Here is a 14,449-nt window from a genome sequence, read left to right as displayed (position 1 = left end):
GGAAGGGGGCATGTGGATGAATGGTTTTTATTAACAGGTAAAAAGAATGCATATTTTGAGGTGTCAAAGGGCCCCTGAACCTTGATGGTGATCAAGTTTTAAGGGGTCGTCATCAGGGTTTTTGGGTCTGCTGTCTAAGGGCGGCCACTGCGGCGTCCACCGGGCGAACCAAACCCTCGGTACGGTGGGCAATCTGTCCGTTACCATCCAGCACGGCGACCACATTGCTGTGATCGAAGCTGCCATCCTGGTTGGCCCGGTAGCGGATGCCCAGCAGGCTGGCCAGGGTACGGATATCCGCGGCCTCGCCATGCAGGAAATGCCAGTGATCCTGGTCCAGGTCTCGCTGGTCGGCGTAGCTGGCCAGTGCGTCGGGGGTGTCGCGCTGCTCATCGAAGCTCACCACCAGCACCTTGACCTGCGCTTGCAGATGCTCGGGCAGGGCACGCTCGGTGCGGTGGGCATCGTGGACCAGAATGGGGCAGGCGGTCTCGCAGTTACCGTATATCATGGTGATGATCATGGGGTGGCCGCTGAAATCAGCCAGCGTCAGTGTCTCACCCCGGTGGTTGGTCCATTCTGCCGACAGGTGGAACAGAGAGTCGTCATGGGTCAGCTCGGTAGCTTCCAGGGGTGTATGCTCTTGGTGATGTTCATGGTCACACTCGCTGAATACCTTGCCGCTACTCATCAGCAGTAGAGCAAGGAGAATCGAGAGCAGCACTGCTTTGTAAGTATTCATTTCATATCCTCCGGGTCGTAGGCACAACGAAAGCCCAGGGTTGTGGTGGTGGTGCGGGGGCTGTAGTTGCTGCGTGACTGATAGCGCAGAAAAGTGGCGTAATGGGCGGCATCAAACTCCGGCATCATTCGGGCGGTGTCGCCGCAGGACCCATTCAGCAGGTCGGTCTGGTCACCCATGGTGAGCAGCAGTTCAAAATCCTCCACCCATTCCAGCACCAGCCCGTGGAGATCATGGACGCCCAGAGGTCCGGCCTCTCCCTGGCCGACCGCAGCCAGGGTCTCGGCGCCCGGATTGCTGTACCAGGCGAACAGGGCATCGGCGTAGTCATCATCACTTTGCCCCGTCAGGGTTCGCTGTCTGGCGGAGGCGTATTCCCATTCATCCATGCTGGGGAGTCGTCCTCCCTGGGCCTGGCAATAGGCCCTTGCCGCGTACCAGGACACCCGGGTCAGGGGACGGTCAGCACCCGCTACCCCGTCTCCCAGGGCATCGGGTTCGGGCCAGTGTTTCAGGTAGTCCGCATCCCGGAATAATCCTGGAGCCTGGTCCCGCCGCCAGTTTGGGTATTGCTGAATGAAGTCCAGGAAATCACTGTTGCTGACCTGGGCACGGTCGAGGTAGAAGCTTTCCATTTCCAGCGTCCGTTGGTTCTCATCCAGCAATACCGGCTGGATGAAGGTGCCGCCGTCAATGCGCACCGCTCGATCACTCGAGATACCCGCCTGGCTACTTATGCAAACAATCAGGGCGGTGCTGAGGCTTGCCAGTCGGGTGGTGCGCATGACGGTGCTCCTTTTCTGGGTCTTACTGGCGGCGTGGGCCGGCAATGAGAGTGCCCGCAGCGCCGCGTTCAGCGTCGGCAAACTCGTGGTCCACCAGCTTGTAACTGCCTTCCTCGGGCACGATGAATTCCACCACGGCACTGTTGCTTGCACCCAGCAGGACGGTTTGCATGCCGCGCCATTCGTTTTCGCGGTTGCCCTCGTACCAGACCCGGTCGAAGATGGCGCCAATGACATGGAAGCTGGAGGTGTCATTGGGACCGGCGTTCATGAGATAGAGCCGAACCCGCTCGCCGGCATTGGCCCGCAGGGGCTCACTATTCAGGGCGTTCACATGGCCGTTGAATACCACCTGGCTGGGATTGCGGTTCATGGCCGCCGTATGGTCATAGCGGTATTCATCACCGTGTTTGCGCAGGTAGTACTCCGACTGAACAATCACGTACTCCCGGTCCACCTGATCATCGGTGTCATAGCCTTCCTTGGGGGAAACCACCACGGCCCCGTACTGGCCCATGGCGGTGTGCATCAAGACACTGGGCGTGCCGCAGTGGTACATGAAGACGCCGGGATAGTTGGCCACCCACTCGAATTCGATACTTTGGCCGGGCGGGATGGTGCGCCATTTGTCATCGGCGGCCACGGTTCCGCTGTGGAAATCCATGGAGTGTGGCATGGGGCTCACCGCCGGCTCCGTCTTGAGATAGTTGTTCTCATTAAGCTGGCTGAAAAAGGGGCTTCCCCCCGGCACCGGCTCGGTGACGCTGACCATTTCGTCGGAGCGGTTCTTCATGGTGAAGACCACACGATCTCCTTCGCGCACATGGAGGGTCGGCCCAGGGACCGTGCCGCCGAACGTCCAGGCATTGAATGTCTTGCCATTCGCCACTTCGATTTTCTGGGCGAAGGTGTCCAGCCGGACCTCATGGGTTTTGTTGCCTTCATGGGTCAAGGGTGCCAGGTGGGGGAGGGCAGTCATGGTTTCGCCTACCACCGGCGGGCCATCGTAGTCTTCCTCGAACACCCGTGCTTCCGGCATACCAAAGATCATTCCGTCCACCATGAATTCGCCGTCATGTTTGAGGCGTTCGTCAGCAGTGAGGGTCAACGGTGCGAGGCTTAATGCCAGCGTCATGCTGGCAGCGGTGAGCAATAGCTGTCGGGCTTGCATGGTATCGGCTCCTCTCTTGAGCGCTGATGTCAGAGGTGGATTAATGTGCAATCCACATGCATCTTTTTACGCGAATGGAAAGGAGTGAACATTGATTTAAGTCAATATCAGGCTTATTGGGTGATGGTTCTTCGATTGCCTGTGTTTTGGAGGTTTCTTGCGGCTAGTCCAGGCCGTAGGCGATATTCTGGAAGCGGTCGGGGTCCAGGATGGTGACCCGCCGGGCCTCCACTTGAATGACTCCCGACTCCTGTAGCTGGGCAAATACCCGTGACAGGGTTTCCGGCTGCAGGGCCAGCAACCCGGCTATGTGTTTCTTGGAGGTGGGCAGGTCCAGGGTGTCGGCCCCGTCCTGCTGCTGGCGGAGCTGGAGCAGGTAGTTGGCGACCCGCAGGGTGGCATTCTGCAGGGAAAGGGCCTCGATATCGGACAGCCGTTGGCGCAGGCGGCGGCTGAACATGGCCATCAGCTGAAAGCAGCTGTCGGTATCCTGCCGCAGCATTTCCACACAGTCATCAGCATCGTAGCTCACCAGGCGACTGGCTTTGAGCGCTTCGCAGTTGACCGGGTAGTTGCGTTCCTCCATGAACATGGTGGCTTCCGCGAAAGTACTCCCGGGCTGGATCAGGGCGATGATCTTTTCATTACCGTTGGGTGCCAGGCGGTAAAGCTTGAGCTGGCCGCTCTCGCAACGATAGATGCGCCGCGCCGGATCCCCTTCATGGAACAGGGTTTCGCCCCGGCCAATGGAGATCACCTCCGAACGGGACAGGATGCGTTCACGCTGGGCCTGGGGCAGGGCGGAGAACACCGGGTGTTCATCCACATTCTTGGAGTCGGGTTTCTTGTTCATGGGCCCATTCTATCCTTTCAATATGCCGAATTCAGGGGCATTGGGCGGATTCATGACCCAGATCAAGGCGACAGCCAATCTGGGGAAGGAGAATCAGACCAGATAATCGCGAAGGACGTTCGGCATGCAAAGTCAGCAAGGGCTACTCATGAGGGCTGGACTGGCCGGCCTGGTACTCGCCCTGGTCACGGCACCTGTGCAGGCGGCGGTCAGTCTCGGTGAGGTGGATCTTCGTTACCGCATGGAGTGGGTGGATCAGGATGGCATCGAGGATGATGCTCTGGCGTCCACGGCTCGCCTTCGAGTAGGCCTGAACACGGCTGAGTACCAAGGCTTTGATGCCGGGCTCATGTTCCATGGCAACCGGGTCATTGGCGAGCGCCGTTACCATGACACGGTCACGCCACAAGCGCGGCCGGTGGTGGCGGACCCAGCGGATACCGGTATCTCCCAGGCCTGGCTGCGCTATCAGCAAGGCGATCAACTGCAAGCCCGGGTCGGCCGGCAGCGCCTGGTGGATGACAATGCCCGTTTCATCGGCAACGTGGGCTTTCGTCAGCTGGAGCAGACCTTTGATGCCGCGAGCCTGAGCCTGATACCCAATCCGGATTGGCAGTTGGATGTGCAGTACCTGGACCGGGCCCACCGGGTCTTCGGGCCAAACCACCCCGATCCCCTGCAGGCCGAGGCGGACCTGGACAGCTGGGTGGTGCTGGCCGGGCGTCACTTTGGTGAGACCCGAATCGAGTTCTATGTCCACCGCTTTAAATTCGACGATCGGCCCGCCTCCCATGAAAATCGGGGCTTTCGTCTCCGTGGGCCATTGGCCGCGGACCTGAGCTATCGCCTGGAATTCGCCCGCCAATCCGGCATTGAGGACGGGCCGTTGGAGCAGAGTCAGAACTACTGGCGGGCTGAGCTGCAGCAGCAGCGGGGCAGCTGGCGTTGGTTTGTAGGCCATGAACGCCTGGGTGGCGATGGTGACGCCAGTTTTCAGACGCCCCTGGCAACCCTGCATGCCCACAATGGCTGGGCCGACCAGTTCCTGACCACGCCGCCGGACGGCCTGCGGGATACCTGGCTGGGGGCCGCCACCTCGTTAGGACCGTGGCGCCTTGTGGGCAAGCTGCATGATTTCAGGGCCGATAGCGGCGGACGGGACCTGGGCCAGGAGCTGAATCTCTCCCTGGGTCGTGATGTCCGCGGGCCCTGGTCCACGGAGGTGAAACTGGCCTGGTTCGACGGCGAGCAAGGACCGGTGGATAGCCGCAAGCTGTGGTGGACGATGGCCGCCGGCTGGTAGCGGCCTGGGTGATCAGGCGCGTACGTTCAGCAGGCTGCCAAGGTTGGACGTGGCGTCGCTCCGGTGGGTGCTGGCGGCGGAAGCCTCTACCTCCGGCAGGGCATCCAGCAGCTGGGCGGCGGTGGAAGATTGAATGTCCATGGCCTTGCGCAGAACGGACACATCCACTTCCGCCCGCAACTGGGCTTGGCTCATGGCCGAACTGGTTGAAACAATGCCGCCAATGTCACTCATGGCTTGCTCCTCATGAACTTGCTGGGCTTTCCCTGACTAACCCCGAAGCCTAGCAGATCACAGATCCCTTCGCCTTATGGCAGGCCGATTTCGCCTAAGCCTGTTCGCGGGGCCCGGGCCAGGCGGCTAGGCCGCCACTGAGGTTTTTCACCGAGTCCAGGCCCTGTTCGGCCAGCAGGCGGGCGGCGGTCTCACCCCGCACACCCTGGGCGCAGTAAACCACGCAAACCTCATCCTTCTTGATGGTTGGGGTTTCCCCGGCCAGCAGCTGCGACAGCGGCAGGTTACGGGCGCCGGGAATATGTTCCCGAGCCCACTCATCCGGTTCGCGAATATCAATAAACTGGACGGTTTCCAGCTGGGCCGCTTCGGTGGCCGGGATATTGAGCCCGGCTGAGCTTTCCGCCCTGGGTAATGCAATGGATTCCGGTGGACGACTGCAACAGGGGCAGGCTGGTTGCTTGTGGATGGCCAGGGTCCGACTGTCCATGTCCCGGGCGTCCAGCATCCAGAGCCGACCAATGAGCGGTGACAAAGCCTGATTGCCGGTTTCACCCAGCAGTATTTCGATGGCCTGGGTGGCCTGAAGCGAGGCGGCCATCCCCACCAAAGGGCCGAGGACTCCGTTCTCCGCGCAATTGGGCACCCAGGTGTCGGGTGGCGAGGGGAAAAGGCAGCGCAGGCAAGGGCCCTGATCCGGGTCGAACACGGTGACCTGGGCCTCGAATCCAACCACCGAGCCATAGACCAGGGGCACGCCGAATTTCACCGCCGCATCACCGGCCAGGAACTTGGTATCAAAATTATCGCTGCCATCGATGACCACATCGTGACCCTCGAACAGGGCCTGGATATTGCCGCTGTCCAGGCGTTGGGTCACGGCCTCTATCTCGATATCCCCATTGAGGGCGCGGAGCCGCTCTGCTGCCGCCTCGGCCTTGGGGCGGCCTTCATCGGCCTCGCTGAACAATACCTGGCGCTGGAGATTGCTGATTTCCACCTGGTCATCGTCAATGATGGTGATGCGCCCAATCCCGGCACCGGCCAGATAGGGCAAGGCCCCGCAGCCCAGGCCGCCGGCCCCGATACACAGCACTCGGCTGGCGGCCAGTCGGCGTTGGCCGGCATCGCCCACTTCCGGCAGGCGGCTTTGGCGAGCGTAGCGTTCCAGAGAATGTTTCATGGGATCCATCATGGCATTGGCGAGGCGGATGACGGTTGATGTGGGTCAATTCCCCGCTCCCTCAGGAGCCGGGGCAGGAAGAGCAAGACGCACAGCCATTGCAGGGCACTCATCAGCAGAAAGGCAGCCAGCCAGCCCGAGTAGCCCAGCCAGCCGGCCAGCGCCAGGGTGCCGCCACCCACCAGGGGCCCCAGCAGAAAGCCCAGTGAGCCGGCGGCATGAAAGCCGCCCATGGCCATGGCCCGGTTGTCTTCGCCCGCGGCCTGGGCGGTCAGCACCAGGGAAGGGGCGAACATCAGCGCTGCCGCCACACCGCCCAGGGGCATGAGCAGCCACCACAGGGGCAGGGGTGCCAGAGCCAGGGCCAGCAATGCCAGGCCATACAAAGCGCTGCCGCTCATCATCATGGGCAGGGGTCGAAAGCGTTTGGCCAGGCGCCCGAAGACATAGGTCAGCAGGGCGAAGGGCAGCATGAAGCTGCCCATCAGGGCTCCGATCTGGTTGGGTTCGGCCGCCAAAACCGTGCGCATGTACAGCACCATGGTGGAGATGATGAAGCCCACCGACAGCCGGTCGGCGAAGGTGAAGACATAGGGCAGCAGCAGCGCCCGCCAGGGCAGTTTTCTGACCGGGGCGCGCTCATCATTACTCCGCAGCGGCCGGTGGGGGGCCTCTTCAAGACCGGACACCCACAGGGCCAGCACCAGGGACAGCCCCGCACCGGCGTAAAGGACATGGATGGCCTCGCCCTGGCCGATCAAACCGCCCAGTGGGGCCCCGGTGGCCACTCCCAGGGTCAAACTGGCACCGGCAACACCCATGGCTCGACCCGTACTGGCCAGCCGGGCCCGGTCCATGGCCATGGTCATGAGCAGGGTCAGGGCCGTGATATGCAGGGCGCCATCAAAAAAACGCAGCAGGAGATGGGTCCAATAGGAGGCGTCATTGGCCAGCAATACCAGCACCAGGGCATTGGCCAGCATCACGCCGACGATAATCGGCTGGCGGCGGCCCAGGTGGTCGGACAGGCGGCCCGCCAGGGGGGCCAGAACCACGGCGGCAGCCATATTGGCCACCATGAACAGATGCTTGTCGAAATCCGACAGCTGTGGATGCCGCCCGCCGGTCAATTCCTCCAGCACCGGGACCACGCCGGTGACCGGCAGCATCAAGAGATAGATGGCCAGTCCAATGGGCCATAGACCTTTGCCACTCAACCGGCCACCTCGGTAAAGCGTTGCCATTCTTCCGGGGTATTCACATTGCTCAGGTCCCAGCCGCCGTCCGGCAGCACCCGGAAACGGATCATATCCTGGAGCCCGTGGACTGCCTTTTTTCCTTCGCCGTTCAGAATGGTCTCCAGATGATGCTGGAGGGTGTCATCGACCCGAACGGCCAGGGGCAGGGGATGATGGGTGAAGCAGGCGGCGGCTGCGCCCCCGTGGATGGTCTCGACCAAGGCATGGATGGCATCCCGGTCCAGCCCCGGGGTGTCCACCGGAATCACCACCAGTATCCGGCCCTGAAGTCCGGGTCGCTGAGATAGAACCGAGGCCAGCCCCCCCAGGGGGCCGCAGGCGGGATACTGATCCGGCACGTAGTCATAAGCCGGCCGCTCACCGGAGACGAGCACCGGGGCGGCCCCGGCGGCATCCAGGGTTTGCACCGCATGGTCCAGCAGGGTGCGGCCTCGCCAGGGCAGCGCTGCCTTGTCCCGGCCCATGCGGGAAGAGGCCCCGCCGGCCAGTACCAGTCCGGCAAAGTCCGGCATGGGATTAACCGTGGCTGCAGAGGGCATGGCCCTGGACCCATGCACTGTCGCCATCCACATAATGCTCCTGCTTCCAGATGGGGGCCCGGTGCTTCATTTGCTCCACCAGATAACGACAGGCCTTGAAAGACTCATCCCGGTGGGGGGAGCTCACCGCCACCACCACACTGTCGTCACCCACGGCCAGGCGGCCCTGGCGGTGTTCCAGCCAGAAATGCAGGGCCTCGCCCCACTCGGCCCGGGCTTCCTCGCAGATTTCGCGAAAGACATTGCAGCACAAGAGGGGGTGCAGGTCATAGCTCACCGCATTCACCGCGCGTCCCTGGTTCAGGTCCCGGACGCGGCCGATGAAAAGATCCGCCGCGCCGTGGCCCGGCGCCGAGCAATGCGCCAGGGCAGCCTCGGTGGACAGCGCTTCGTTTTTCGTATCTACATGAATTGTCATCATTCAGTTCCTGTATTCCAAAATGCACTATTTAGTGCACCCAATGATTCAGCCTTGCTTCGCTCGCCGCTACCCCCCACATACAGGAGGCAGGATAGACAGCGGCTTGTCACTCGGCACCGGTTCCTGTTCGTCGAGCACCGCCTCATCCGTGGCAAAGGCCGAGGCCTTGAGCAGGGCCCGGGCATTGTCGTCATCGAATTGTTCAGCGAATGCCTGGCGCAGGGACGATACCGTGGCCTCTGCCGGCAGACTTACGGTCACCGATTTGTTCGGGCTGTACTGGCGAAAGGCGCCATAGAGTTTGACGTCGATCTTGCGAGTCATGGTCTTACCTCAACTTGATGGTTTGCCCACCGATGGACCCTCGATAGAGTGTCGACCGGCCAGGGTTTGAACAATCCAGCGGGCGGTCAGTGCGGCCACGCCCGCCACCAGCACCCAGAGCATGCTCTGGGCCAACAGGGCGGTGCTACCCATAACCACCAGAATCAATGCCGTATCCCAACGGCGCCAGCTGGCGTAGGTCAGCTGAATATGAAAGACACCGATCACCCCCAACAGCAGGGCCTGGAGTGCCGGTGGATACTCCGGCAGGCCCCCGCCGCCAATCAGCAGGGCGGCGGCCAGTAACAGCAGGGCATTGCCGATGACCACATTGGACAGCCAGCTACGGGCTCCGCCCCGGTAATGGGCGGTAACCCCCCCGGAGCCGTGGCAGTAGGGCATGCCTCCCAGGGCCCCCACCACCAGATTGCCCAGCCCCAGGGAAGTCAGCAGGCGGCGGGGGGTCACCCGCCAGGCCGCCTCGCCGTAGTAGCTGTTGGCGGCCCGCTGGGTGCCCAGCACCGAGTTGGTCAGCGTCAAGGCAATCTGTGGCAACACCATCAAGGCCACCACACTGGGTCGCAGGGTACTGGCGTGATCCCCGACGATGGGTACATCGGCATGCCAGATGCCCCACAGCAGACCGCAGATGGCGATCACACCCAGAAAGGGCAGGCCGCTGAGGCGGCTCAAGCCAATCACCAGCGCCCCCGCGAACGCCACCAGGGCCATTTCATGCCAGTTGCCGCCCATGAGCTTGACGGCGGTGAGCAACAGCATGATGCCCAGCCCCAGCTGAAAACCGTGCACCAGTACATCCGGGATGCGGCCGGCCAGGCGATTCACATTCATGAAACTGATGGTGAAATAAATCGCCCCCAGCAGCAGTCCCGCCGCCTGTAATTCCTGGGCGCTGGCCCCGGCGGCAATGGCCATGATGGACAGGGACTTCAACGGCTGGACGGGAATGGGTAGGCGAAACAGCCAGCCGGTGACAATATAGGCCACCCCCGTGGTGGCCAGCATGACCACCACCGAGCCCCCGGTCTGCCAGGCCAGGGCCAACAGCAGGGGAAAGAGCATCGCGCCATCCGCAAAGGCGCCGCCCACGTCCCCGAGCCTGCGGCGGAAACGGGGGGGCCAGTCGGGGCTTATGCGATCAAGCACAGACATTATGCGGCCAGCTCCCGGGCCAGGCTGTCGGGCAGTCCGTCCAGGCCCTCGGGATGCTCCCAGCGCCCGGACTTGCCACCTTCCTTGAGCAGCAGCTTGACGTTGGTGATGGTCAAGGCCGCCTCAATGGGCTTGGAAAGGTCCCAGATGGTCAGCAGGGCGGCATTGACCGCAGCCAGGGCCTCCATCTCCACCCCCGTACGGGCGCTGGTGACCACCGTGGCATAGACATCCACGGCCTCAACCGATTCATTCAACTGACACAACAGACCCACGTGATCCAGCATCAGGGGATGGCAGAGAGGAAGCAGGTCGGGGGTTTTCTTGGCGGCCAGAATGGCGGCCACTTCGGCCAGACGCAGAGGATCGCCCTTGGGCAGTTCTCCCTGCTTGAGATAGGCCATCACTTCCGGGCCCACCACAATCCGCCCGGTGGCAATTGCCCGCCGACGGGTGACCTGTTTTCCGCCTACATCCACCATCCGGTAATTCGATTCGTTCATTGTCGGTCTGCCTTTATCTTGTATTTGTGCCGCCCCCGCAGGAGCGAATTCATTCGCGATCATGGCTCGATACAGGATCGCGGATAAATCCGCTCCTACGGTGCTTGGGTTTTTACCCGCCGGTGCTGGCCAGGTTGGGAGTATCGCCGTAATCCCCCTTGTGCAGGAAATGCGACACATCCTTCTGGAACAGGGCATCGAAGATGCTTTGTTTCAGGGCAGGGCGGTCGGCATCATCCTGCAGCAGGGGGCGCAGGTCATGGGTGCCGTTGCCGAACAAGCACAAACGCAGCCCCCCTCGGGCGGTCACCCGCAGCCGATTGCAGCCGTCGCAGAAGCCCGCCGCGTAGGGGGTGATCAGGCCGATGCGACCGGCATAGTCGGGGTGGGCGTATTCCACCGCCGGGCCATCGGTCTCGCCGCGCTTGATCGGTGACCAGCCGGCGGCCAGCAGCTGTTCCGCCACTTCGCCACCGCTTACATGCCGCTTTCGGAAATAATCCCCGTTATCGGCGGTTTGCATGAGCTCAATGAAGCGCACCGATATCGGGCGGCTGCGTACGAATTCCATGAAATCGGGTAATTCATGGTCATTGAGCCCGGCCAGCAGCACCGTGTTGATCTTGACGGTGTCGATGCCGGCCGTCAGGGCCGCATCGATCCCGGCCATGACCTTGGCGTGGCGCTTGTCGCCGGTGATGCGCTCAAAACCAGCCGGATCCAGGCTGTCCAGGCTGACATTCACCGCAGACAGCCCCGCTTGTTTCAGCTTTTCCGCCTGATCCGCCAGGTTAAAGGCATTGGTGGTCAAGGCGACCTTCTCGATCCCGGGGGTGGCGGCGGCATGGGCGATGATCTCCAGGGCGTCCTTGCGGACCAGGGGCTCACCACCGGTAATCCGGATCTTGCGGATGCCCAGTTCGGCAAAGGTACTGACCAGCCGTTCGATCTCCGATTGATGCAGAAAGCCGGTGGGCTTGCCTTGATAGCCATTAGGCAGGCAGTACTCGCAGCGGAAGTTGCAGACATCGGTGATGGACAGACGCAGGTAGGCAAAACGACGCCCAAAGCGGTCTTCCAGATCGGTGCGGTCATCGGCCGGGTTGCTGCCTGCCAGCTGACTGATGTGGCGTAGCGGAACAGCATCCGTACGGGACGGATGGTCTGGGTGCCGGGTGTTCATACACACTCCTTTCCAAAGCCGGGAGGCAGTCGGGTTTCCCCACACTGCCCTGGCCGCTACCGCCGGGAGGATCCCCGTCGGCCGGCGGCATCCGCGCCATACCAGCTGCTGGCTACAGGCTACGAATGCTCGGAGTCAGGCTGTTTTTTGTCAGCCTGAAAAGGAGTGTGCCGGGGGTGCCGAGGGCCAGCATTGACACAGGTCAATTTCGGATCGGGCTTGATTTACATCAAATTGTCTGGATGATGACCCCGCCGGACATAAGCGGTGCTGTCGATGGCCTTCAGCATATCCTGTAGATCCCGAGCGGCCCTGAGGTCCGGGCTTAGTCTCTATCCTGCCGGGCCAGTGTTTCCAGCCATGCCCGAATATGTTCCACCATGGCTTCGGGTTGTTCGGTGGGAATCCAGTGCATGGCGCTTAGCTCCTTGATCCGGATATGGGGCATCTCGTTCAGCTTTTCCCGGGTCAGGGCCAGGTCGCCGAACAGGGCGCCGCTGGAGAGCAGGGCCAGGGCAGGTTGCCTGATGTTGTGGAGGGGCGGCATGGGCCGCAAGACCTGATTGAGCGATTGAAGATAGGCGGCGGCCGGCAGGTAGAGGGTGTCTCGGCTGGGTTTGGCATAGCGTTTCCGGATGGCCTCGTGGCCCCCCAGGGCTTCCATGGCTTGGCGGGTGTTGTGATCCAGTTCAGTGAGATCCAGCCGGGGCAGATTCCGGCGATAGATGCCCAGCTTGTTGAATCCCAGAATTGGCCAGGCCAGCAGCGGCAGGATGTAACGCATCCGGGCCAGCCGTTTGAGACGGCCGTATAGGGCGGTGGGAAACATGGGCTCCACCAGTACCAGTCCCCGGCAACGGTCTGGATGGCGTTGGGCGAAGCGCAGGGCCAGGTTGGCACCCAGGCAGTGACCACCCACCACCGCTCGACTGATGCCCTGATGGTCCAGCAGGGCCGCCAGGTCATCGGCCCAGATGTCAGCATTGATGCGGCCGCGATAGAGGGAACCTCCGCTGCCCCTGAGGTCCGGGCAGAGAATCTGCCAGCCGGAGCCCGCCATGGCTTCAGCGAATTCCCGCCAGCGGGTGCCGTTGCTGGCCAGGCCATGACACATCACCAGGGCCGGAGCATGATCGCCCACCTCCCAATGACGATAAAATAGCCGCGTTCCTTCACGGGTGAAATACGCTTCCTGCATGTTTCGATGCTCCTGCCAATAGTTTGCTTCGTTTCGCTGCTCCGGCGAGGTCGTGGTGATAGGGTAGTCCTGTTCCATTGTTACGAGGAAATTTGTCGATGAACAACCCCCGACAGTTTGCCGAGGCGGTGGGCAACACGCCACTCATCCGTTTGCGCCTGGCTTCCGAGCTGACCGGCTGCGAGATCTACGGCAAAGCCGAGTTCATGAACCCCGGCGGTTCGGTGAAAGACCGGGCGGCTAAATACCTGATCCAGGATGCCCTGGAGCGCCGCTTGATCGAGCCCGGCGGCACGGTGGTGGAAGGCACGGCCGGCAATACCGGTATCGGCCTGACCCTGGTGGGCAATAGCCAAGGGCTCAAGACCATTATCGTGATGCCCGAGACCCAGTCCGAGGAGAAGCAATCCGCCCTGCGCGGCATGGGGGCCGATCTTCGCACGGTCCCGGCGGTGCCCTACAAGAACCCGGACAACTATGTTCACCAAGCCCGCCGCCTGGCTGAGTCTCTGGACAATCCCCACGGGGTCTATTACGCCAACCAATGGGATAACACCGCCAACCGGGACGGCCATTACCAGTCCACCGCCCCTGAAATCTGGGCGCAATTGGATGGCAAGCTGGATGGCTTTATCTGTGCGGTGGGTACCGGGGGCACCTTGGCCGGGGTCTCTGCCTGGCTCAAGGAACAGGATCGCCCGGTCGTTACTGCGGCGGCGGATCCGGACGGGGCAGGCATCTACCACTGGATCAAACACGGCGAGATCAAGTCCAGCGGCAGCTCCATTACCGAGGGCATCGGCCAGAACCGGGTAACCGGCAACCTGGAAGGCGCGCCCATCGACGAGGCCTTCAATATTCCGGATACCGAGCTGCTTCCCGTGCTGTGGGATCTGATCGGCAAGGAAGGGCTTTATCTCGGCGCCTCAAGTGGTATCAACGTGGCCGGCGCCATCCGCCTGGCCAGGCAGTTGGGCCCGGGCCATACCATCGTCACCATCTTGTGTGATTCGGCCAGCCGCTATGAGAAGAAATTGTTCAACCCAAGCTTTTTGACCGAGAAGGGATTGCCGCTGCCACCATGGCTATAGACAGAGACGACAAAGACGGACCCCGTATCTGGGTGGATGCCGATGCCTGCCCGGTGGTGATCCGGGAAATCCTGTTCAAGGCGGCGGAGCGCACCCGCATACTGCTGACGCTGGTGGCCAATCGAGCCATCCAGGTTCCACGTTCGCCCTATATTCGGCAACAGCAGGTGGGCAGTGGTTTTGATGTGGCGGACGATGAGATTGTGCGGTTGGTTTCGGTGGGCGATCTGGTCATCACCAGTGATATCCCCTTGGCGGCGGAGGTGATCGAGAAGGGCGGCGAGGCCATCAGCCCGCGCGGTGAATGCTTTACCCCGGAAAACATCCGGGGGCGTTTGAACATGCGGGATTTCATGGAGACAATGCGCAGCAGCGGCATTCAATCCGGTGGGCCACCCCCGCTGTCCAAGGCCGATCGCCAGACTTTTGCCAATCATCTGGATCGCTATCTGGCACGCGTTAGCAATCGATAATGATGTTCAGTCAG

General features: G+C 61.9%; 17 protein-coding genes and 1 riboswitch. Of the genes, 3 read left to right on the top strand and 14 right to left on the bottom strand.

Features of this window, described 5'->3' with window-relative positions; genetic code table 11:
- Positions 1-112: 112 nt before the first annotated feature.
- From J2T60_RS06375 to J2T60_RS06360, 4 genes are all read right to left on the bottom strand, one after another.
- Positions 113-742: an SCO family protein gene (locus tag J2T60_RS06375; protein ID WP_253446968.1), complete on the bottom strand. Its 630-nt coding sequence runs from the start codon at positions 740-742 to the stop codon at positions 113-115.
- Entirely contained in the window at positions 739-1,527 is a 789-nt protein-coding gene (locus J2T60_RS06370; RefSeq protein WP_253446965.1) for a formylglycine-generating enzyme family protein, read from the bottom strand. Before J2T60_RS06370 ends, J2T60_RS06375 begins: the two co-directional genes overlap by 4 nt.
- Positions 1,528-1,549: 22 nt before the next feature.
- Entirely contained in the window at positions 1,550-2,698 is a 1,149-nt protein-coding gene (locus J2T60_RS06365) for a multicopper oxidase domain-containing protein (RefSeq protein WP_253446962.1), read from the bottom strand.
- 163 nt (positions 2,699-2,861) lie between these two features.
- Positions 2,862-3,551 (bottom strand): Crp/Fnr family transcriptional regulator, encoded by a 690-nt coding sequence (locus tag J2T60_RS06360; protein WP_253446959.1) that lies wholly within the window; start codon positions 3,549-3,551, stop codon positions 2,862-2,864.
- Between the two features lie 124 nt (positions 3,552-3,675).
- Here J2T60_RS06360 and J2T60_RS06355 point away from each other — a divergent pair, with 124 nt between their 5' ends.
- A complete protein-coding gene (locus J2T60_RS06355) occupies positions 3,676-4,854 on the top strand; it encodes an alginate export family protein (protein WP_253446956.1) in 1,179 nt (392 codons plus the stop codon).
- Between the two features lie 12 nt (positions 4,855-4,866).
- Here J2T60_RS06355 and J2T60_RS06350 read toward each other — a convergent pair whose 3' ends face one another.
- From J2T60_RS06350 to J2T60_RS06305, 10 genes are all read right to left on the bottom strand, one after another.
- Positions 4,867-5,088 carry a YjfB family protein gene (locus J2T60_RS06350; RefSeq protein ID WP_253446953.1) on the bottom strand — a complete coding sequence of 74 codons (222 nt, stop codon included), beginning with the start codon at positions 5,086-5,088 and terminating at the stop codon, positions 4,867-4,869.
- 94 nt (positions 5,089-5,182) lie between these two features.
- Positions 5,183-6,271, bottom strand: coding sequence for a HesA/MoeB/ThiF family protein (locus J2T60_RS06345; RefSeq protein ID WP_253446951.1), 1,089 nt, complete (start codon positions 6,269-6,271; stop codon positions 5,183-5,185).
- 8 nt (positions 6,272-6,279) lie between these two features.
- On the bottom strand, positions 6,280-7,488 hold the full coding sequence (locus tag J2T60_RS06340; RefSeq protein ID WP_253446948.1) for an MFS transporter: 1,209 nt from the start codon (positions 7,486-7,488) through the stop codon (positions 6,280-6,282).
- Entirely contained in the window at positions 7,485-8,096 is a 612-nt protein-coding gene (gene mobA, locus J2T60_RS06335) for a molybdenum cofactor guanylyltransferase (protein ID WP_253446945.1), read from the bottom strand. Before mobA ends, J2T60_RS06340 begins: the two co-directional genes overlap by 4 nt.
- Positions 8,047-8,490: a molybdenum cofactor biosynthesis protein MoaE gene (locus J2T60_RS06330; protein ID WP_253446942.1), complete on the bottom strand. Its 444-nt coding sequence runs from the start codon at positions 8,488-8,490 to the stop codon at positions 8,047-8,049. The genes mobA and J2T60_RS06330 overlap by 50 nt, the downstream gene beginning before the upstream one ends.
- Positions 8,491-8,556: 66 nt before the next feature.
- Entirely contained in the window at positions 8,557-8,814 is a 258-nt protein-coding gene (locus tag J2T60_RS06325) for a MoaD/ThiS family protein (protein WP_253446939.1), read from the bottom strand.
- Positions 8,815-8,823: 9 nt separating this feature from the next.
- The gene (locus tag J2T60_RS06320; protein WP_253446937.1) at positions 8,824-9,987 is read right to left on the bottom strand and encodes a putative sulfate/molybdate transporter; all 1,164 of its coding nucleotides are present in this window, start codon (positions 9,985-9,987) and stop codon (positions 8,824-8,826) included.
- Entirely contained in the window at positions 9,987-10,490 is a 504-nt protein-coding gene (gene moaC, locus J2T60_RS06315; protein WP_253446934.1) for a cyclic pyranopterin monophosphate synthase MoaC, read from the bottom strand. The genes J2T60_RS06320 and moaC overlap by 1 nt, the downstream gene beginning before the upstream one ends.
- A 112-nt stretch (positions 10,491-10,602) precedes the next feature.
- On the bottom strand, positions 10,603-11,673 hold the full coding sequence (gene moaA / locus J2T60_RS06310) for a GTP 3',8-cyclase MoaA (RefSeq protein ID WP_253446931.1): 1,071 nt from the start codon (positions 11,671-11,673) through the stop codon (positions 10,603-10,605).
- Positions 11,663-11,820: riboswitch (molybdenum cofactor riboswitch) on the bottom strand. It overlaps the preceding gene by 11 nt.
- Positions 11,821-11,998: 178 nt before the next feature.
- A complete protein-coding gene (locus tag J2T60_RS06305) occupies positions 11,999-12,871 on the bottom strand; it encodes an alpha/beta fold hydrolase (protein ID WP_253446929.1) in 873 nt (290 codons plus the stop codon).
- Between the two features lie 98 nt (positions 12,872-12,969).
- Between J2T60_RS06305 and J2T60_RS06300 the strand changes: the two genes are divergently transcribed.
- Together J2T60_RS06300 and J2T60_RS06295 are read left to right on the top strand one after the other, a co-directional pair.
- Complete coding sequence (locus J2T60_RS06300) at positions 12,970-13,962, top strand: cysteine synthase A (protein WP_253446926.1); 993 nt, start codon at positions 12,970-12,972, stop codon at positions 13,960-13,962.
- The gene (locus tag J2T60_RS06295) at positions 13,953-14,435 is read left to right on the top strand and encodes a YaiI/YqxD family protein (protein ID WP_253446924.1); all 483 of its coding nucleotides are present in this window, start codon (positions 13,953-13,955) and stop codon (positions 14,433-14,435) included. The genes J2T60_RS06300 and J2T60_RS06295 overlap by 10 nt, the downstream gene beginning before the upstream one ends.
- The last annotated feature ends 14 nt before the right edge of the window (positions 14,436-14,449 follow it).

Source organism: Natronospira proteinivora, assembly GCF_024170465.1.
Lineage (GTDB): Bacteria > Pseudomonadota > Gammaproteobacteria > Natronospirales > Natronospiraceae > Natronospira > Natronospira proteinivora.
This window is presented reverse-complemented; position numbering and strand designations above follow the sequence as displayed.